16 protein-coding genes are annotated in these 19,064 nt (G+C 72.6%); 10 read left to right on the top strand and 6 right to left on the bottom strand.

Going from position 1 to position 19,064, the window contains the following annotated elements:
• Positions 1-2: 2 nt before the first annotated feature.
• Positions 3-728, top strand: coding sequence for a methyltransferase domain-containing protein (locus RMN56_RS14755; protein ID WP_313724333.1), 726 nt, complete (start codon positions 3-5; stop codon positions 726-728).
• A 14-nt stretch (positions 729-742) separates the two neighbouring features.
• On the opposite strand, the gene RMN56_RS14750 is transcribed toward RMN56_RS14755, so the two are convergent.
• The gene (locus tag RMN56_RS14750; RefSeq protein WP_313724332.1) at positions 743-1,744 is read right to left on the bottom strand and encodes a LacI family DNA-binding transcriptional regulator; all 1,002 of its coding nucleotides are present in this window, start codon (positions 1,742-1,744) and stop codon (positions 743-745) included.
• A gap of 149 nt (positions 1,745-1,893) precedes the next feature.
• On the opposite strand from RMN56_RS14750, the gene arfA reads away from it, so the two are divergent.
• The 5 genes from arfA to RMN56_RS14725 are packed head-to-tail and all read left to right on the top strand — an operon-like array spanning position 1,894 to position 7,588.
• On the top strand, positions 1,894-3,405 hold the full coding sequence (gene arfA, locus RMN56_RS14745) for an arabinosylfuranosidase ArfA (protein WP_313724331.1): 1,512 nt from the start codon (positions 1,894-1,896) through the stop codon (positions 3,403-3,405).
• Positions 3,406-3,442: 37 nt separating this feature from the next.
• Positions 3,443-4,774 (top strand): ABC transporter substrate-binding protein, encoded by a 1,332-nt coding sequence (locus RMN56_RS14740; RefSeq protein ID WP_313724330.1) that lies wholly within the window; start codon positions 3,443-3,445, stop codon positions 4,772-4,774.
• A 6-nt stretch (positions 4,775-4,780) separates the two neighbouring features.
• A complete protein-coding gene (locus tag RMN56_RS14735; protein ID WP_313724329.1) occupies positions 4,781-5,743 on the top strand; it encodes a carbohydrate ABC transporter permease in 963 nt (320 codons plus the stop codon).
• 10 nt (positions 5,744-5,753) lie between these two features.
• Complete coding sequence (locus RMN56_RS14730; RefSeq protein ID WP_313724328.1) at positions 5,754-6,578, top strand: carbohydrate ABC transporter permease; 825 nt, start codon at positions 5,754-5,756, stop codon at positions 6,576-6,578.
• A complete protein-coding gene (locus RMN56_RS14725) occupies positions 6,575-7,588 on the top strand; it encodes a glycoside hydrolase family 43 protein (protein ID WP_313724327.1) in 1,014 nt (337 codons plus the stop codon). The genes RMN56_RS14730 and RMN56_RS14725 overlap by 4 nt, the downstream gene beginning before the upstream one ends.
• A 49-nt stretch (positions 7,589-7,637) precedes the next feature.
• Here RMN56_RS14725 and RMN56_RS14720 read toward each other — a convergent pair whose 3' ends face one another.
• Positions 7,638-9,131, bottom strand: coding sequence for an amino acid permease (locus RMN56_RS14720; protein ID WP_313724326.1), 1,494 nt, complete (start codon positions 9,129-9,131; stop codon positions 7,638-7,640).
• Between the two features lie 305 nt (positions 9,132-9,436).
• On the opposite strand from RMN56_RS14720, the gene RMN56_RS14715 reads away from it, so the two are divergent.
• Complete coding sequence (locus RMN56_RS14715) at positions 9,437-11,098, top strand: glycoside hydrolase family 10-like protein (protein ID WP_313724325.1); 1,662 nt, start codon at positions 9,437-9,439, stop codon at positions 11,096-11,098.
• Positions 11,099-11,150: 52 nt separating this feature from the next.
• On the opposite strand, the gene RMN56_RS14710 is transcribed toward RMN56_RS14715, so the two are convergent.
• Both RMN56_RS14710 and RMN56_RS14705 read right to left on the bottom strand, forming a co-directional pair.
• Complete coding sequence (locus RMN56_RS14710) at positions 11,151-11,837, bottom strand: class I SAM-dependent methyltransferase (RefSeq protein WP_313724324.1); 687 nt, start codon at positions 11,835-11,837, stop codon at positions 11,151-11,153.
• A 164-nt stretch (positions 11,838-12,001) separates the two neighbouring features.
• Complete coding sequence (locus RMN56_RS14705) at positions 12,002-12,682, bottom strand: PadR family transcriptional regulator (protein ID WP_313724323.1); 681 nt, start codon at positions 12,680-12,682, stop codon at positions 12,002-12,004.
• 175 nt (positions 12,683-12,857) lie between these two features.
• Here RMN56_RS14705 and RMN56_RS14700 point away from each other — a divergent pair, with 175 nt between their 5' ends.
• On the top strand, positions 12,858-13,397 hold the full coding sequence (locus RMN56_RS14700) for a phospholipase (RefSeq protein ID WP_313724322.1): 540 nt from the start codon (positions 12,858-12,860) through the stop codon (positions 13,395-13,397).
• A 63-nt stretch (positions 13,398-13,460) separates the two neighbouring features.
• Here RMN56_RS14700 and RMN56_RS14695 read toward each other — a convergent pair whose 3' ends face one another.
• Both RMN56_RS14695 and RMN56_RS14690 read right to left on the bottom strand, forming a co-directional pair.
• Positions 13,461-16,259: an ATP-binding protein gene (locus tag RMN56_RS14695; RefSeq protein ID WP_313724321.1), complete on the bottom strand. Its 2,799-nt coding sequence runs from the start codon at positions 16,257-16,259 to the stop codon at positions 13,461-13,463.
• A gap of 156 nt (positions 16,260-16,415) precedes the next feature.
• Positions 16,416-16,637, bottom strand: a complete 222-nt coding sequence (locus tag RMN56_RS14690; RefSeq protein ID WP_151464564.1) for an FmdB family zinc ribbon protein — start codon at positions 16,635-16,637, stop codon at positions 16,416-16,418.
• A gap of 55 nt (positions 16,638-16,692) precedes the next feature.
• On the opposite strand from RMN56_RS14690, the gene RMN56_RS14685 reads away from it, so the two are divergent.
• Together RMN56_RS14685 and RMN56_RS14680 are read left to right on the top strand one after the other, a co-directional pair.
• Positions 16,693-17,937, top strand: a complete 1,245-nt coding sequence (locus tag RMN56_RS14685) for a lysozyme family protein (protein WP_313724320.1) — start codon at positions 16,693-16,695, stop codon at positions 17,935-17,937.
• Positions 17,938-18,009: 72 nt separating this feature from the next.
• Positions 18,010-19,026: a GNAT family N-acetyltransferase gene (locus RMN56_RS14680; protein WP_313724745.1), complete on the top strand. Its 1,017-nt coding sequence runs from the start codon at positions 18,010-18,012 to the stop codon at positions 19,024-19,026.
• Positions 19,027-19,064 lie beyond the last annotated feature (38 nt).

The following is a 19,064-nucleotide window of genomic DNA, read 5'->3' as shown; positions in this document are numbered from 1 at the left end:
GCATGGTGGCGGTGGCGCAATCCGCACTCTCAGGCGAGCGGCTGCGGGAGGTCGACGGTTTCCTCGCCGAGGCGTGGGCCGATCAGGCCCGGCACGACGAGCGGCTGCGCGGGCTGACCGTGGAGGTGCGCTTCGACCGGGGGGTCGCCCACCTGGAGGGCGCGGTCGCCGACCCGGCGCAACTGCGGCTGGCCCGCGACCTGGTGGGCCGGCTCGACGGTGTGCTGGGCGTCTGGTGCCGGGTGAGCGTCGCCGGCCGGGCGCCGGTCGTGGTGGACCTGGGCTGCGGGGCGACCAAGCAGTGGCCGGGCAACCTGGGCCTGGACATCTATCCGGCGGCCGGGGTCAACGCGGTGGCCGACCTGTCCGGCTCGCTCCCGCTGGCCGACGACTCGGTGGACGTGCTCTTCGCCGTGCACATCCTGGAGCACCTGATCGACTTCCTGCCGCTGCTGGACGAGTGCCACCGGGCGCTGCGCCCGGGCGGCGTGCTGCACGTGATGAGCCCCTGGTGGCGGCACGTGAACGCGGTGGCCGACCCGACCCACGTCCGCCTGCTCGACGTGCAGACCTTCAAGGGCATCTGCGGTCAGCGCCCGCCCGGCACCCCGCGCTGGTACCCGCTGCACGTGGGCTGCGACGGCGCGTCCATCTTCGCCGACCTGACCCCACTCCCACCCGACGCCCCGCTCCCGCCCAGCTCCCACCTGGCCCGCTTCTTCGACTGAGCGGGGTCAGGGGGTCAGGGGGCGGATTCGCGGAGGGCCAGGCGGTGGGGGGCGACCAGTTCCCGGGGTGGGGTTTCCGGGTCGGCCGTCAGGCGGTTGGCCAGGAGTTCGACCGCCAGGCGGGCGATGCGCTCCTTGTCGGGGGCCACGGTGCTCAGGGTGGGGATGGAGAAGCGGCCGTCCTCGATGTCGTCGAAGCCGGCCACCGCCACGTCGTCGGGCACCCGCAGGCCGGACTCGTGCAGGGCGCGCAGCGCGCCGAGGGCCAGGGTGTCGTTGAAGCAGAAGACGGCGTCGGGGCGTACCCCGGTGGTGAGCAGGTGCCGCATGGCGGCCGCGCCGTCCGCGCGGTGCCAGGCCGGCGCGGGCGCCACCAGGCGCTCGTCGTACGCGATGCCGGCCTCGGCCAGGGCGGCGGTGTAGCCGGTGAGGCGGAGGCGCGCGCTGGCGCCCTCGGGGGTGCGCTGCGAGCCGATGGCGGCGATCCGGCGGCGGCCGAGCCCGACCAGGTGGGCGGTGATCTCCCGGGCGGCGGCCACGTTGTCGACCACGACATGGTCGGCGGGGCCGTGGTCGACCCGCTCGCCCAGCAGCACCATGGGCATGCCGTCGAGGCCGGCGAGGTCGTCGGCGGTGAGCGCGAGAGGGCTGAAGATCAGGCCGTCGATCATGTGGTCGCCGATGCCGCTGGCCGCCTTGCGTTCCTGCTCCGGGCCGCCGCCCGTCTGGTCGATCAGCACCGTCCAGCCGTGCTCGGCGGCGGCGGTCACGACGTGCCGGGCCAGTTCGGCGAAGTAGGGGATGTCCAGCTCGGGCACGGCCAGGGCGATCACGCCGGTGCGGCCCTTGCGGAGGTTGCGGGCCGAGAGGTTGGGACGGTAGTTGAGTTCGACGATGGCCGCCTCGACCCGGGCCCGGGTGTCGGCGCGGACGTGCTGGTAGCCGTTGACGACGTTGGAGACCGTCTTCACCGACACGCCGGCCCGTTCCGCCACGTCCTTGAGCCTGTGCCGCACTGCGCTTCCTCCCGGTGACTGCTGGGGCGCACTCTACCGCGTCACGGCGACGTAACGATCGCTTTACAGCGTCGCTTACAACGTTGTACAAACCAGGGACACCCGGTGACCGAGGTCACCGGGACAGCACCGAGGAAAGGGTGGCACCAGTGCCGAACGCGCAGCTCACGATCGACCCGACCTTCACCATCGGCGCGGCCGACCGTCGCCTCTTCGGTTCGTTCGTCGAGCACATGGGGCGCTGCGTCTACGGCGGTGTCTACGAGCCCGGCCACCCCACCGCCGACCCGCGCGGCTTCCGGCGCGACGTGCTGGAGCTGACCCGCGAGCTGGGCGTCTCGGTGGTCCGCTACCCGGGCGGCAACTTCGTCTCCGGCTACCGCTGGGAGGACGGCGTGGGCCCGGTCGGGGACCGTCCGCGCCGGCTCGACCTGGCCTGGAAGACCATCGAGACCAACGCGTTCGGCCTGGACGAGTTCATGACCTGGGCGGCCGAGGCCGGCGTCGAGCCCATGATGGCCGTCAACCTCGGCACCCGCGGCGTCCAGGAGGCGTGCGACCTGCTGGAGTACACCAACCACCCGGGCGGCACCCAGCTGTCCGACCTGCGCCGCAAGCACGGCGCCGAGGACCCGTACGGGGTCCGGCTCTGGTGCCTCGGCAACGAGATGGACGGGCCGTGGCAGGTCGGCCACAAGACCGCCGACGAGTACGGCCGGCTCGCCGCCGAGACCGCCCGCGCCATGAAGATGATCGACCCCTCGATCAGCCTGGTCGCCTGCGGCAGCTCCAACCGAGGGATGCCGACCTTCGCCTCCTGGGAGGCGACCGTCCTGGAGCACACCTACGAGCACGTCGACTACATCTCGGCCCACACCTACTACGACCCGTCCGACGGCGACCGGGCCAGCATCCTGGCCTCGGCCGTGGACATGGACAGCTTCATCCGTGAGGTGGTCGCCACGGCCGACCACGTGGCCGCCAAGCAGCGGCACAAGCGCAAGCTGAAAATCTCCTTCGACGAGTGGAACGTCTGGTACCAGTCCCGCCTCCAGGCCGACCTGGACCGGCGCGGCTGGGTCGAGGCGCCGGCCCTCATCGAGGACGACTTCACGGCGGTCGACGCCGTGGTGGTCGGCGACCTGCTGATCACCCTGCTCCGGCACGCCGACCGGGTCGGGGTGGCCTGCCAGGCGCAGCTCGCCAACGTGATCGCGCCGATCCGCACCCGCAACGGCGGGCCGGCCTGGCGGCAGAGCATCTTCCACCCGTTCGCCCTGACCGCCCGGCACGCCCGGGGCACGGTGCTGCGCACCGAGCCGGTCGGCCCCACGTACGAGACGAAGCGGTACGGCGAGGTGCCGGTGCTGGACACCGTCGCCGTGCACGACGAGGAGACCGGCGAGCTGGCGGTCTTCGCGGTCAACCGCGGCCCGAACGACCTCCCGCTCGACCTGGACCTGCGCGGGCTGCCCGGCCTGCGCGCCGTGGAACACGTCACCCTCGCGGCCGGGGCCGACCCGGCCGCCGCGAACACCGAGGCGGAGCCCGACCGGGTCACGCCTCGGGAGGTCACCACCCCCACCCTCGACGGCGGCCGGTGCTCCGTGGCGCTGCCCGCCTGCTCCTGGAACCTGCTGCGCTTCGCGTCCCAGTCGTGACCAGGCAATACTTCAACCCGTCCCCCAAGGAGTAAGCATGATCCAGAACGAGATGAGCCGGCGCCGGCTGCTCGGCCTCGGCGTCGGGCTCGGCGCGGCGGCGACGCTGACGCTGGCCGGCTGCGGCGGCGGCAGCAGCACCAAGGGGTCCACCGCGGCCGGCAACGGCGGCAAGGACTACACCGGCCCGAAGGTCGACCTGAAGCTCTGGAACGGCTTCACCGGCGGTGACGGCGACATCTTCAAGAAGCTGGTCGAGCAGTTCAACAGCGAGCACCAGAACATCGCCGTGAGCGTGATCACCTACGAGTGGCAGGACTACTACAGCAAGCTGCCCGGCGCGGTCACCAGCGGCAACGGCCCGGACATCGCGGTCATGCACATGGACCAGCTGGCCACCTTCGCGGCCCGCGGCGTGATCACCGAGCTGGACGACGTGGCCAAGGCCCTGGAGCTGAGCGAGGGCGACTTCGCCCCGACGGTGTGGAAGGGCGGCATCTACCACGACAAGCGGTACGGCATCCCGCTGGACATGCACCCGATGGGCTTCTACTACAACAAGGCCGTCATGCAGAAGGCCGGCCTGGACCCGAACAAGCCGCCGGCGACCAAGGACGAGTACACGGCGGCGCTGACCGAGCTGAAGAAGTCCGGCGTGCAGGGCTTCTGGGTCAGCCCGTTCCAGTTCACCGGCGGCATGACCTTCTACAGCCTGCTGCACCAGTGGGGTGGGACGCTGTTCGACGGCGAGGTGGCGAAGGCGACGTTCAACTCGGACCCGGCCGTCGAGGCGTGCACCTGGCTGGTCGACATGATCAAGCAGGGCTTCTCCCCCGCCAACGTCGGCCAGGACGCCGACTACCTGGCGCTCAAGAGCGGCAAGAACGCCTTCAACTTCAACGGCATCTGGCAGATCAACGACCTGAAGAAGAGCCCCCAGGTGCAGTGGGGCGTCGCCCCGTTGCCGCAGATCGGCAGCCAGAAGGCCACCTGGGCGAACTCGCACAACTTCACGATCGTCAAGCAGCGCAGCGCCGACAACAACAAGGTCTCCGGGGCGAAGGTCTTCATCAACTGGCTCAGCCAGCACTCGCTCGACTGGGCCAAGGGTGGCCAGATCCCGGCCCGCAAGGAGGTCCGGGAGGGCGCCGAGTTCAAGGCCCTGCCGGAGATCAGCGCGCTCGCGCCGGAGCTGGAGTACGCGGCCTTCCCGCCGGCCTCGCCGGGCCTCGGTGAGGTCATGACCACCTTCTACAACTCGTTCAACGAGGCGGCGCTCGGCAAGAAGTCGCCGAAGCAGGCGCTGGACGACGGGGTGAACAAGGCGAACAAGCAGCTCGAGGACAACCGCAAGAAGTACGGGAGCTGATCCGCCGTGGCGGACGTGATCGAGGTCGGGGCGGCGCGTGGTGACGCGCCGCCCCCGGCGGGCCGCACCCGCCGCCGGGGCGCGACGGAACGGGGGCACCGGGCGACGCCCTACCTCTTCCTCGCGCCGTATCTGGTGCTGTTCCTGGTGTTCGGGCTGGCGCCGATCCTGTTCGGGATCTGGATCAGCCTGCACCAGTGGGATCTCCAGCTGCCGAACCGGCCGTTCATCGGCCTGGAGAACTACCGCGACCTGTTCTCCAGCGACTCGGCCGACTACGCCGACTGGTGGTCCAGCGTCCGGGCGACCGCGATCTTCACCGTGCTGTCGGTGCCGCTGCTGGTGGTCGTCCCGCTGGGCCTGGCCCTGCTGCTGAACGAGAAGTTCCCCGGCCGGACGTTCTTCCGCGCCGCGTTCTTCGCCCCGTACGTGCTCGGCGTCGCGGTGATCGGCCTGCTCTGGCGCTTCCTGCTGGACGCGAACCTCGGCCTGGTCAACCGGCTGCTCGGCGCGGTCGGGCTGCCCGCGGACACCCCCTGGGTGACCGACGTGCCCTGGGCCTGGGTCTCCCTGGTCGGCGTGACGGTCTGGTGGACCTGCGGCTTCAACGCGGTGATCTACCTGGCCGGGCTCCAGGACATCCCGGCCGAACTGTACGAGGCGGCGAGGGTCGACGGCGCGACCGCCTGGGACCGGTTCCGCCACGTCACCCTTCCCGGGCTGCGCCCGGTGCTGCTCTTCGTGCTCACCACGACGATCCTCGCCTCGGCGAACGTCTTCGGGCAGTCCTTCCTGATCACCCAGGGCGCGCCGGGCGAGCAGACCCGGACCGTGGTCTGGCGGATCGTCGACGAGGGGCTGCGCAACTACGACGTCGGTCAGGCGTCCGCCATGAGCGTGCTCTTCGCGCTGCTGCTGGCGGTGGTCAGCATCGTCAACTTCCGGCTGTTCCGCTACCGGGAAGACTGAGGGGACGACCATGACGAACGTGCGTCGGGTGGCGCGCTACGGCGCGCTGCTCCTGATCACCGCGGTGTTCGTGACCCCGCTGGTCTGGATGGCCCTCACCTCGCTGAAGACGTACGAGGACGCGCAGCAGGACCCGCCGAGCTGGCTGCCGCACCCGTTCTCCACGTACGGCTTCGACCAGATCCTCAACAACACCGCCAACCCGGTGCTGCGCTGGTTCCTCAACAGCATGCTGGCGGCCAGCCTGCACACGCTGCTGGTGCTGGTCACCGCGTCGATGGCCGCGTACGCCCTGGCCCGGCTGCGCTTCCGGGGCCGGAAGGTGAGCTTCGCGCTGATCGTCGGGACGCTGTTCCTGCCGCCCACCTCGTTGATCATTCCGAACTTCGTGATCGCCGACCAGCTGGGCTGGATCGACACCCTGACGGTGATCGTCGTGCCGGGCGCGGCGAGCGCGTTCGGGGTCTTCTTCCTGCGCCAGTTCTTCCTCTCCATCCCGGCCGAGCTGGAGGAGGCGGCGGTGCTGGACGGGGCGAACCACTGGCAGGTCTTCTCCCAGGTGCTGCTGCCGCTGTCGAAGCCGGCGCTGGCCACCCTGGCGGTGTTGTCGTTCCTGACCAACTGGAACGACTTCCTGTGGCCGGTCTACGTGTTGTTCAGCCCGGAGCGGCTGACCCTGCCGGCCGGCCTGGGCCTGCTCCAGGGCGCCTACGTGACCGACTATCCGGTGATCATGGCGGGGGCGGTGCTGGCCAGCGTGCCGGTGCTGATCCTCTTCGTGCTCGCCCAGCGGCACATCATCCAGGGCGTGTCGCGCAGCGGTCTGAAGGGATGACCGACCGGCGGATCCGGCGACGCGGCGCGGCGGCCCTGGCCGCCGCGCTGCTCGTCGCCGGCTGCGGCAGCGGAGAAACCCCGTCGAGTACGCCGGAGGGCGGCCCCGTGTACACCAACCCGGTCATCCGGACCGACGCACCCGACCCGCAGGCGATCCGGGTCGGCGACACCTGGTACCTGTTCCACACCAACTCCGGCGGCCGCAACGTCCCGGTGCTCACCTCGCCCGACCTGGTCGAGTGGACCGAGGCGGGTGACGCCCTGCCGGAGCTTCCGGCCTGGGCGGACGCCGGGAAGACCTGGGCGCCGGAGGTCATCCCGCTCGCCGCGGACCGGTTCGTCCTCTACTACACGGTGGCCGACCGCGCCTCCGGCCGGCAGTGCCTCGGCCGGGCCGTGGCGACCACCCCGCTCGGGCCGTACCGGGACGACGCGGCGGGGCCGCTGGTCTGCCAGGCGGAGCTGGGCGGCTCGATCGACGTCAGCCCGTACCGGGACACGGACGGGAGCCTCTGGCTGCTCTGGAAGAACGACGGCAACGCCATCGGGGTGGACACCTGGATCTGGTCGCAGCGCCTCTCGCCGGACGGGCTGCGGCTGGTCGGCGCCCCGACGAAGCTGCTCAAGCAGACCGAGCCGTGGGAGGGCACGCTGATCGAGGGGCCGTTCTTCCACCGGCACGACGGGAAGCTGCTGCTCTTCTTCGCGGCCAACGCCTACGACCGGGACACCTACGCCGAGGGCTACGCGGTCTGCGAGAGCCCCACCGGGCCGTGCGTGAAGGCCCCCGAGAACCCGATCCTGAAGTCGAACGCGGTCGCCTCCGGCCCGGGACACGCGTCGATGGTCGAGAAGGACGGCCGCACCTGGCTGCTGTACCACGCCTGGCCGCCCGGCCAGGAGGGCAGCACCGACCCGGGCCGCCAGGTCTGGCTCGACGAGGTGGTCTGGACCGACGGCCGGCCGGTGGTGAAGGGCCCGACGGCGGAGCCCCAGCCGCGCCCCTGAGCGCAGGGAGAGGGCCCCTTCGCCACCGAAGGGGCCCTCCTTGCACGGGTCAGTGGGCGGCGGGCGCCGGTTCGTCCGTGGCCGCCTCGCGGCGGGCCAGCCGGTTCTTCCGGTGGCCGTAGCCGAAGTAGATGAGCCCGCCGAGCAGCATCCAGGCGAGGAACCGCAGCCAGGTCTCCACCGACAGGTTCAACATGAGGTAGAGGCAGGCCAGCGCGGACACGATCGGCAGCACCGGCGAGAAGGGCACCTTGAACGGCCGCTCCAGCTCCGGCCGTCGCCGGCGCAGGATCGGCACCGCGACCGAGACCAGCACGAACGCGCAGAGCGCGCCGATGCTGACCAGGTCGGCCAGCGCGGAGAGCGGCAGGAAGCCGGCGAGCAGGGCCACGCCGATCGTCATGATCGCCGAGATCCGGTACGGGGTGCCCCAGCGCGGGTGGATCTTGGCGATGGACGGCGGGATCAGCCCGTCCCGGCCGATGGCGAAGCCGATCCGGCCCATGGCCACCAGGTCGACCAGGATCACGCTGGTCAGGCCGGCGACGGCGGCGATGGAGACGAGGATGGCGGCCCAGCCGGCGCCGACCGCCTCGAAGGCCGAGGCGATCGGGGCGCCCTCGTCGATGTCGGTGTAGCGGACCATGCCGACCAGCACCAGCGAGACGCCGATGTACAGCACGGTGGAGATGCCCAGCGTGCCGAGCAGGCCCAGCGGCAGGTCCCGGCGCGGCTTGCGGGTCTCCTCGCCGAGGTTCGCCACGGCCTCGAAACCGGTGTACGCGAAGAACACCACGGCGGCGGCGGTCAGCACCCCGGCGAAGCCGAAGATCGACGGTTCCAGACCGAAGACGGCCTGGGTGACCGGCTGCCGGATGCCGTCCTCGCCGCCCCCGGCCGGCTCGGTGGTGGGGATGAACGGGCTGAGGTTGGCGGCCTTCACGAAGAACGCTCCGGCGACCACGATGAACACGCAGATGGCGACCTTGACCAGGACCAGCAGGTTGGTCACCCGGGCGGACTCGCGGATGCCCACGATGCCGATCGCGCCGAGGATCAGCACGATGGCGATCGCGCCGAGGTTGACCACGCTGCCCTCCTCGGCGAACCAGGCGCTGGGCAGGTCGAGGAGTTCGGCCAGGTAGCCGGACCAGCCGCGGGCCACCACCGCCGAGCCGAGCGCGAACTCCAGCAGCAGGTCCCAGCCGATGATCCAGGCGACGATCTCACCCATGGTCGCGTACGCGTAGGTGTAGGCGCTGCCGGCGGTCGGCACGCTGGACGCCAGCTCGGCGTAGCAGAGGGCGGCGAGCAGCGCGACCGCGCCGGCGATCGCGAACGAGATCACCACGCCGGGGCCGGCGTGGTTCTTCGCCTCGATGCCGGTCAGCGTGAAGATGCCGGTGCCGATGACGATGCCGATGCCGAAGCCCATGAGGTCGATCGCGCCGAGGCGACGGCGCAGTCCGGGGCGGCCGTCCTCGCCGTCGGCCTCACCCTGGGCGAGCACGTCCCGGATCGGTTTGGTCCGCAGGACGGACATTGACCACCTCCCACCGTGCGACCACCACGGTGGCGGTCCGTGACCGGGCAAGCTACCCAGGCCCTTCGCCCGCTAATCCGGTACGGGAGGTGTCGGACGGGTCACGGACCGGGCTGTGTCCGGGCTCACCCTCGGACGTTCGGCCCCACCTGCGCATCGATCCGTCCGGAGGTCTTGCGCCGCATCCGGATTGATGAAAGTTTTCTACCGGGGACAGATACAGTGCGGCGAATCTTGCCGGATGCGCCGCCCGTCCGCCGCCACCCGACACGCCCCCGTGAGCCCCAACGAAGGGACCGCACCGCATGAAGGCAACTCGGCTCGGAGCCGCCGGGCTGGCCCTGGCGCTGCTCGGCGCGCTCGTCGCCGGCACCCCCGCGAGCGCCGCGGAGAGCAACACGGCGACCGATTCCACCGCGACCACCTCCTGCGTCACCGACCCGGCCGTCCCGAAGCGGCAGTTCCGGGCCATGTGGATCGCCTCGGTGACGAACATCGACTGGCCCAGCAAGGGCTCCTGGACCGACCCGGACCAGGTCGCCAAGCAGAAGGCCGAATACCTGGCCTGGCTCGACCTGGCCCAGAAGCTCAACCACAACGCCGTCGTGGTCCAGGTCCGCCCGACCGCCGACGCGTTCTGGCCCTCGGAGGTCGAGCCCTGGTCGGAGTACCTGACCGGGGTCCGCGGCCAGAACCCGGGCTGGGACCCGCTGGCGTTCCTCGTGGAGGAGTCACACAAGCGGAACCTGGAGTTCCACGCCTGGATGAACCCGTACCGGGTCTCCATGCCGGCCCCCGGCGGCGCGGGCGCCGACATCTCGAAGCTCGCCCCGAACCACCCGGTGCGCCAGCACCCGGACTGGGTGTTCGCCTACCCGCCGGCCGGGGTCGCCGGCAGCCGGCTCTACTACAACCCCGGCATCCCCGCGGTCCGCGAGTTCGTGCAGACCGCGATGATGGACGCCGTCAAGCGGTACGACATCGACGGCGTGCACTTCGACGACTACTTCTACCCGTACCCGAGCGGCACGTACCAGTACCCGGACGACGCCACCTTCGCCGAGTACAACCGGGGCTTCACGGACAAGGCCGACTGGCGGCGGGACAACATCAACCTGCTGATCCAGGAGATGAACGCGAAGATCAAGGCGGTCAAGCCCTGGGTGAAGTTCGGCGTGAGCCCGTTCGGCATCTGGCGCAACAAGTCGGCCGACCCGAACGGCTCGGACACCACCGGCTCGCAGTCGTACGACATCATCTCCGCCGACACCCGCAAGTGGGTCAAGGAGGAGTGGATCGACTACATCGTGCCGCAGCTCTACTGGTACATCGGCCAGTACCCGGCGGCCGACTACGCCCGGCTCGTGCCGTGGTGGGCGGAGACCGTGCGGGGCACCAACGTCCAGCTCTACATCGGACAGGCCGACTACAAGAGCGGTGACCCGGCGTACGGCTCGTTCTGGATGAACCCGCAGGAGCTGTCGAACCACCTGACGCTCAACCGGTCGTACCCGGAGGTGCTCGGCAACGTGCACTTCTCCGCCGTCCAGGTGCGGGCCAACCGGCTCGGCGCCACCGACATCTACGCGGCCGAGCACTACTCCCGCCCGGCGCTGGTGCCGACCATGTCGCAGCTCCCGGCCAAGCCGCTGCTCTTCCCGGTCGTGACCGGCGCCGAGCGGCGGGCCGACGGGGTGCGGCTGAGCTGGCGGCAGCCGGCCGACGGCAAGGGCCCGTTCGGCACGGCCACCGGCTACGCGATCTACCGGTTCGACGGCGTCGGCCTGGCCGGCCGCTGCGACTTCGCCGACGCGTCCCACCTGGTCGCCACCGTCCGGGCGGACGGCGACGTGCAGTCCTGGGTGGACACCACGGCCGAGCCCGGCGCCCGTTACACCTACTACGTGACCGCGCTGGACCGGGTCTGGAACGAGAGCGCGGCGAGCCCGCCGCGCTTCGTGCGCTGACCCGTCACGACAGGGGACGCCCGGGGCTCGCGCCCCGGGCGTCCCGGCGTCGTCAGGCGGTCCGGTGGAGCCGCACCTCCAGCCCGATCAGCCCGTCCCGGTCGACCTCGGCGCCGCCGAAGGCGCTCTCCGCGGCGAGCCGGGCGAAGGCGTCGGCGGTGACCGCCCGCCGGCGCAGCATCCGCAGCGCCGAGCGGGTCCAGAAGGCGTCCAGCCCACGCAGCCCCATCCGGGCCACCTCCCGCTCGATGTCCGCGGCCGAGGCGTCGGCGCGCAGATCGTGGATCACCGCCCGGCCGCCCGGCCGGAGCACCCGGTGCAGCTCGTCCAGCGCCCGCACCGGGCGGACGAAATTCTTGAACGCGGCCTGGCAGACCACCAGGTCGAACGAGCCCGCCGGGAACGGCAGCTCGTGCACGTCGCCCTGGCGGAAGGTCACCTCGACCCCGGCCCGCCGGGCCGACTCCCCGGCCAGCTCCACGAACGTGTGGCTGACGTCCAGCCCGGTGATCCGGTAGGCCCCCAGCCGGGCCAGCTCGATCGCCAGGTAGCCGGGGCCGGGCGCCACCTCCAGCACCGCCGCCCCGGCGGGCAGCCCCTCGGCCAACCGGGCGGCCTGCCGCCGGTACTCGGCCAGTTGCGCGGCGGAGCCGCGGTTGCGCGCGTACCAGCGGGCCGTCCGCCCCTCCATCTCGGGCAGCAGCTTGCGCTTGGGCGCGCGCAGGTCCTTCGTGCTCATCTCTTCCTCCGGTCTCGGGTCGTGCGGGCACGAACCGACCCGGGGACGGGAGCCCGGTTATCGTTGCGGTTGCCACCTTGCGGCCGGGTTGCCGTTCCCGCGGTCTCGGTTCGCAGGTCAGGGCCCCGGCGGCGGTGTTACCGCACCCCCGTCGGGGCCCGCTCTCAGTGCGGCTCGGCCCCCCTCTCCGCCAGGTCTCCGTGGGGCTCGGTCCCCCGGTCCGCCAGGTCCGCCCACTCGGGCGGCACCGCGCCGGTCTCGTGCCAGGCCCGCCACTCGGCCAGCCCCGGCAGCGCGCCGGTGGTCAGCTCGTCGAGCAGGTCGCGCACCCAGGTCGCCTCGGCCTCCCGGACGGCCAGGTCGTACTCGGCCTCGATGAGGAAGATCCGGGGCACCTCGCGGGCGTGCCCGGCCAGCGCCGCCCGCTGCGCGGCGAGCTGGCCCTCCAGCCGGTCGAGGCGCTGCCGCAGCAGTTCCAGGGCCTCGTCGGGCCCGAGGACACCCAGCACCGACAGGCCGGCCTCGAACCGGGGCTGTTCCCGCTCCGGGACGGCGACCAGCTCCCGGGTCCAGTCGACGAGCTCCGCGCGCCCCGCGTCGGTGATCCGGTAGACGGTGCGCTCGGGGCGCCGCCCCTGCCGGCCGCTCTCCACCGCCGCGAGCAGGCCGTGCCGCTCCAGGTTCGCCACCACCGTGTAGAGCGAGCCCCACTTGATCGGCATGTCCTGGTCCTTGCCGCGGGCGCGCAGCACGGCGGCGATCTCGTAGGGGTGACGGGGCCGCTCGACCAGCGCCGCGAGCACGGCGAGGGCCAGCAGGTTCCCGACCGGGCGTCGCTTCGGCACCGCCGCCTCCTCGTGACCGATTACTCGTAGACGAGTATACGGCCGGCGAACCCGGCCGCAAGGCATTCGTCTGTTTCGACGCATGTCACCAACACGTCGCCCGAGGCATCGCCCGCCGCTCCGCCATTGATCGACAATCGTCGACATAAGGCCCCACATCCCCGGGGAGGTAACCGTGTCCCGACGTCTCACCACCCTGCTCGCCGCCGGCACGATCGCCCTGCTCACCGCCATCGGCGTGGCCACCCCCGCCGCCGCCGCGGTGAGCCGCGAGCAGAAGCTCGCCGTGCTCTCCAGCTGGACCCAGACCAGCGCCAGCAGCTACACCGCCTGGAACTCCGCCCGGGTGAACCGGGCCCCCTGGACCGAGTACGCCTTCGACTGGTCGACCGACTACTGCTCGTCCAGCCCGGACAACCCGCTCGGCTTCAACTTCAGCCTCTCCTGCTACCGGCACGACTTCGGCTACCGCAACCACAAGGCCATGGGCATCTTCCCGGCCAACAAGTCCCGGCTCGACAGCGCCTTCTACGCGGACCTGAAGCGGGTCTGCGCCACCTACAACACCGTGGTGCGGCCGGCCTGCTACAGCCTGGCCTGGACCTACTACCAGGCGGTGAGCGTCTTCGGCTCGGTCGCCGCCGTCCAACAGTCCGACCTGGACCGTGCCGCGCGGATGAAGGCCGACGCCGAACGCGCGGCCGCCCGGCACTGACCCGCCCCGTCGATCAGGAGGTTCGCGTCGCCGCGGAGCCCGACCGCGACGCGGACCTCCTGGTCAGCTCGCCGTGGAGCGCCGCGGCGCGGGGGTCGTGAAGCGAGGGCTGTGCGGGGTGGTCAGGTCGGGGTGTTCCAGGTCGAGGGCCAGGGCGGCAGCCTCCTCCAGGCGGAGGGCGGCGCCGCTGGCCCAGGCGGCGTCGAACGCGGCGTCACCGAGGGAGCGCCGCAGGTCCGCCTGCCGGGCCAGCCAGTAGGGACCGTAGATCCCCGGGGTGGCGCGCAGGCTAGCCCGGGTGGCCTGGGCCGCGCCGAACAGCCGGGCCGCCGTCACCGCCTCGCCGCCCAACGCGCAGCGCACCGCGATCGCGTTCACGGTGTCGCAGGCCCGGCCCAGGTAGCCGTGGCTCATCCGGGAGCGGAGCGCCACCAGCAGATGCTCGTGCGCGGCGACCAGGTCACCCCGGGCCAGCGCGACCAGGCCGAGCAGCATGTCCACCGACCGGCGGCCCCGCTCGACCGGGCGGGCGGCCTCCACCGGGCGGGCCGCGCCGAGCACCTCGGCCGCCTCGTCCAGCGCGCCCCGGCGCCACAACAGCTCGGCGAGGTTGTAGACGGCGAGCAGCGCGTCGGAGACCACCTCCTGGGCGTACGCCCAGTCGATGACCTCCCGGCAGACCCGTTCCGCCTCGACGAACTGGCCCATGTCGACCAGCGGCGCGGCCCGGCCCGCCAGCACCCGGGCGAGCAGACCCAGGTCGCCGGCCTGCCGGGCGGCCGCCTCGGCCCGCTGCGAGTAGCGCAGCTCCTCGGCGAACTCGCCGTCCGCCCCGGCGTGCAACGAGTGCATGTGGTACGCCGCCGCCAGCTCCGCCTCCGGGATCGACTCCCCGGTCTCGGCGATCCGGCCGTACAGCCGGAACAGCCAGAGCCGCCCCTCCCGGGCCAGCCCCCGCTCCCGCCACCACTGGTCCAGCCCGCCGGCCAGCCGCAGCCCGGACCGGGCGCTGCCGCCGGTGGCGCACCAGCGCAGCGCGGCCCGCAGCTCACCGGCGAGCGGGTCGAGCGCGTACAGGGAGAGGGTGACCGGGCGGCCGTCCGGGCCCAGGTGGGCGCGCTCCAGGGCGTGCCGCGACCAGGCGACGTGCCGCTCCCGGGCGGTCTGCTCCTCGCCGGCCTCGATCAGCCGCCGGGCCGCGTACGCCCGGATCGGGTCCAGCATCCGGTAGGTGCTTCCCGAGGCGCGCGGCTCGGCCAGCACCATCGACTTGTCCACGAGCACCGACAGCGGGTCCAGCGGGTCGTCGTCGAGCAGCCACTGCACGGTCGGCAGGTCCACCGGGCCGGCGAAGACGGCCATCCACCGCAGCAGCCGGGCCGAGCGCGCCCCCAACGTCCGGTACGACCAGGTGACCGTGGCCTGCATGGTCAGGTGCCGCTCGTTCGCCGAGCGCTGCACCGCGCGGCTGGCCGGGGTGGCCGGCGCGGCACCGGTCGCCGCGGCCACCAGGTCGACGGTGTCCTGCTGGTTGCCGGTCCAGCCGGCCTCCAGCACGGGCAGGTCCAGCTCCTCCCGACCGGCGTCCAGCGTGCCCAGCATGTCGTCGAGGCGCTCGGCGAGCTGCCCGGCCGACAGCACCCGCAGCCGCGCGGCGGCCAGTTCGATGGCGAGCGGCAGTCCGTCCAGCCGGCGGACCACCCGACGCAGGTCGGCCTGCTCGGCGGGCTCCGGCGGCCGGCCGCCCCGGGCCGCCGCCGTCCGGTCCAGCAGCAGGGCCACGGCGTCGCTCGCCCCGCCGTCCGGGCCCGGGTCCACCGACAGCGGCGGGATCCGCCACACCGCCTCACCGGGTACGCCGAACGACTCGCGGCTGGTCGCCAGCACCCGCACGCCCCGCCCACCCGCCAGCAGCCGGGAGATCACCTCGGCCGAGGCGGCCGGCTGGGCGTCGCAGGTGTCCAGCACGACCAGCATCCGCCGGGCCGCCGCGTACTCGACCAGGGTGTCCACCATGGGGCGGCCGGGCTCCGGGCGGAGCCCGAGCACGGCGGCGATCTCGAACGCCACCAGCCCCGGGTCGGTCACCGCGGCGACGTCGACGAACCACACCCCGTCCGGGTAGGCCTCGACCACCCCGGAGGCCAGCTCCACGGCCAGCCGGGTCTTCCCCGCCCCGCCCGCCCCCAGCACGGTCACCAGCCGGTACGTCTCGACCAACCGCCGCAGCTCGGCCCGCTCGGCCTGCCGGCCCACGAACGAGGTGACCTGGGTGGGCAGGTTGTGCGCCACCGCGTCGGCGGTACGCGGCCGCGGGAAGCTCCGCTCCAGGCCGGGCGCGACGAGCTGGAACAGCCGTTCCCGGTCGTCGAAGCCGCGCAGCCGGTGCAGCCCGAGGTCCAACAGGGACGCGCCGTCGGGCAGCGGGTCGGCGAGCCGGGCGGTCGCCGCCGAGCAGAGCACCTGTCCACCGTGTGCGGCGGCGGCCACCCGGGCGGCCCGGTGCACCTCGGGGCTGGCGTACTCGCCGTCGCGGGGTTCGGCGTAACCGGTGTGCAGCCCCATCCGGACCCGGGGCGCGGCCTCCGGAGTGGGCCACTCGTGGTCGGCCAGCGCGCGTTGCGCGGTGAGGCAGGCGTGCACCGCCGCGCCCGCGTCCGGGAAGGCGAGGAAGAACGAGTCGCCCTCGGTCAGCAGCTCAGCCCCGTCGGTGCCGGCCAGCGTGTGGCGCAGCAACCGGCGGTGTTCCCGCAGAACCGGGCGGTAGCCCGGACCGAGCAGCTGGGCCAGTCGCGTGGAGCCCTCGATGTCGGTGAAGACGAAGGTCACCCAGCCGCTCGGGAGGTGGATCCGTGGCGACATGCGTGGAACCTCCGCCCCGTGACGTCGGCTTCATGCTGCCCTATGGTCACGCGATCACGCATCGTGAGAACGGCCGGGCAGAATCCGACCCAAGGTGCCAAAGGATCACACGGGCGGCAAGCCGGGTCGACCGGCGGGCCGAGGATGGGCGGCCGGTCAGCAGCCGCAGGCGCCGCCGCAGCAGCCACCGCCGGCCGGGGCGGACGCCCCGCCGACCGGACCGGATCCACCCCGGCCGGTGACCGCGACGGCGGAGAGCAGCTTCACCGTGTCGGCGTGTCCCTGCGGGCAGGAGGCCGGCTGACCGGCGTCGGCCATCGGGCGGTTGACCTCGAAGGTGTCGCCGCAGGCGCGGCAGCGGAACTCGTAGCGGGGCATGCCATCAGGGTACGGCGGACCTGACGCCCCGGCAGTCATGGGTGATACTCGACGGGTGGCGGACGGCGAGCAGCGATCGACGGTTCGGCCCCTGCGACCGGCCGCGCCGCCCGACGGCGGCGCCGGCCCGGTCCCCCGCCCTCGCCGCGACACGACACCCGCCCGGGCCGGCGGCCCAGAAGCCGAGCCAAAGACACAGCCGGCCGAGCCGAAGACCGAGCCGCCGGCGCCGAAGACGGAGCTGGTTGACCCGAAGGCGACGCCGGTCGAGCCGAAGACGGAGTCGGCCGAGCCGGACGCGACATCGGCCGGTGGGGAGGCCGCCTCGGCGGACAAGACGGCGGCCGGCCGGCGGCGGCGGGTGCCGTTCGCGCACGCGGTCCGGATGCCACCGCCCCGGCAGCTCGCCGTCGGCGCGGCCCGGGCCACCCGCGCCTGGTCGCGCCGTCCCAGCGGGCGCACGACCCTGCCCGGCCTCTTCCTGCTCGCCCTGGTCGCGGCCACCGCCACGGCCGGCGCGGTGCTGGTGCCCGCGGCAGTCCGCAAGCCGCAGCCGGTGGCCGTCGACGCCACCAGGAACGCCCCGGTCCAGGGCGTACCCCAGGCCGGTGTGGTGCCCGGTGCGCCGGTGGGCCCCGGCGCGACCGGGCTGCCGGGCACCGTCGGCCCGACCGGCACGGCCGTCCCCGGTGGCACACCGACAGGGCCGGTGGCTCCCACCCCCGGCCGCCCGGCCGACGCGCTGGCCGCCTGGGCGCAGCAGGTCAGCGCCACCACCGGCATCCCGCCGGTCGCCATGCAGGCGTACGGCTACGCCGAGCTGGTGCTCGCCCAGACCAACCGCAGCTGCCAGCTGAGCTGGACCACGCTGGCCGCGATCGGCTATGTCGAGTCCCGCCACGGCTCGGCCAACAAGGCCACCCTCCGGCCCGACGGCGTCGCCGCGCCGGAGATCGTCGGCGCCCCGCTCGACGGGCAGGGCGGCCGCTCCCGGATCCTCGACACCGACCAGGGGCAGCTCGACCACGACCCGGTCTACGACAAGGCGCTCGGCCCCATGCAGTTCATCCCGAGCACCTGGCAGGAGATCGGCGCGGACGCCGACAACGACGACGTCAAGAACCCGCACGACATCGACGACGCGGCCCTGGCCGCCGGCCGTTACCTCTGCAAGGGCGGCCGGAACATGACCATTCCGGGCGACTGGTGGGGCGCGATCCTCTCCTACAACGATGTGCGCCGCTACGCCCAGGACGTCTTCAACAAGGCCGACGAGTACGGACGGCTGAGCGGTACGTGACGTGACCGGTTGCATACATTCGCGGACTGGACCCTTCCCCCGGGCTGCTGTTGACGGCAAGCTAGACGGGTGATGGTGCGCGAGTGGGACCCTCGGACCGCGTCGTCCGCTGAGATCGCGTCGCTCCTGGACACGCTGAACGCGGTCCTGGCGGCCGACCTGCCGCTGGATCCGCCCTGGCGGGAGAGTTCCATGCGGGAATACCTCTCCGAGGTGATGCCCGGTGAGCGACGGATCTCCTGGGTCTACCAGGCCGATCCGGCGCCCGACGGCACGCCGGGGGCAATCCTGGGCCACGTGCACGTGCTGCTGCTCGGCGGCATCGGCGTGCTGGAGGTGCTGGTGCACCCGGCGCTGCGGCGTAGCGGGCTCGGCCGCGAGCTGGTGCGGGTGGCCGCCCGCCGGGTCTGGGACGAGGGCTTCCAGTCGATCGGCGTGGAGGTGGTCGGCGACACCCCGGCCGTGGCGTTCTACGAGGCACTCGGCTTCACCAGGGAATACGTCGAGACCCGCAGCGTGCTCGACCTGGGCGCCGTCGAGTGGCCGGTGCTGGCCGAGATGGCCACCGAGGTGGGCGCCGGCTACCACGTCGAGTTCTGCCCGGGTGGGCCGCCGGACGACCTCATCGAGGCGTACGCGCGGGCCAAGGCCGAGGTGCGCGACGTGGACGACGGCGAGCTGCGGCCCAGCTCCTACGACCCGCAGCGGCTGCGGGACAGCCTCGACACGCTGCACCGGCGGGGCATGAAGCCGTACATCGTGCTGGCCCTGCACGAGCAGACCGGCGAGGTGGCCGGGCTCACCGAGGTGGTGGTGCCGGCGCAGCACCCCACCCGCGCCGACCAGTACGACACCATCGTGGTCCGCGACCACCGGGGCTACGGCATCGACCGCGCCATCAAAGCCCGGATGCTGCTGGAGCTGCGGTCGGCCGAGCCGGAGCTGGCCGAGGTGCAGACCTGGAACGCGCAGGCCAACGAGGCGATGCTGAAGGTCAACGCGGAGCTGGGCTACCGGCCCGACCGGGACTGGTGCGAATACAGCGTGGACGTGGCCGAGCTGGTGCACCGGCTCGACAGCCAGCGCTGACGGATATTCATCAAACGGCTGCCCGGGGGATGGACGGC

The organism is Micromonospora halotolerans (assembly GCF_032108445.1).
GTDB lineage: Bacteria > Actinomycetota > Actinomycetes > Mycobacteriales > Micromonosporaceae > Micromonospora > Micromonospora halotolerans.
This window is presented reverse-complemented; position numbering and strand designations above follow the sequence as displayed.

Bases quoted from the DNA above. Each gene is read 5' to 3' on its own strand.
- RMN56_RS14755 (WP_313724333.1), top strand. From the start codon at position 3: ATGGTGGCGGTGGCGCAATCCGCACTCTCAGGCGAGCGGCTGCGGGAG.
- RMN56_RS14740 (WP_313724330.1), top strand. From the start codon at position 3,443: ATGATCCAGAACGAGATGAGCCGGCGCCGGCTGCTCGGCCTCGGCGTC.
- RMN56_RS14730 (WP_313724328.1), top strand. From the start codon at position 5,754: ATGACGAACGTGCGTCGGGTGGCGCGCTACGGCGCGCTGCTCCTGATC.
- RMN56_RS14725 (WP_313724327.1), top strand. From the start codon at position 6,575: ATGACCGACCGGCGGATCCGGCGACGCGGCGCGGCGGCCCTGGCCGCC.
- RMN56_RS14720 (WP_313724326.1), bottom strand. From the start codon at position 9,131: ATGTCCGTCCTGCGGACCAAACCGATCCGGGACGTGCTCGCCCAGGGT.
- RMN56_RS14715 (WP_313724325.1), top strand. From the start codon at position 9,437: ATGAAGGCAACTCGGCTCGGAGCCGCCGGGCTGGCCCTGGCGCTGCTC.
- RMN56_RS14710 (WP_313724324.1), bottom strand. From the start codon at position 11,837: ATGAGCACGAAGGACCTGCGCGCGCCCAAGCGCAAGCTGCTGCCCGAG.
- RMN56_RS14695 (WP_313724321.1), bottom strand. From the start codon at position 16,259: ATGTCGCCACGGATCCACCTCCCGAGCGGCTGGGTGACCTTCGTCTTC.
- RMN56_RS14690 (WP_151464564.1), bottom strand. From the start codon at position 16,637: ATGCCCCGCTACGAGTTCCGCTGCCGCGCCTGCGGCGACACCTTCGAG.
- RMN56_RS14680 (WP_313724745.1), top strand. From the start codon at position 18,010: ATGGTGCGCGAGTGGGACCCTCGGACCGCGTCGTCCGCTGAGATCGCG.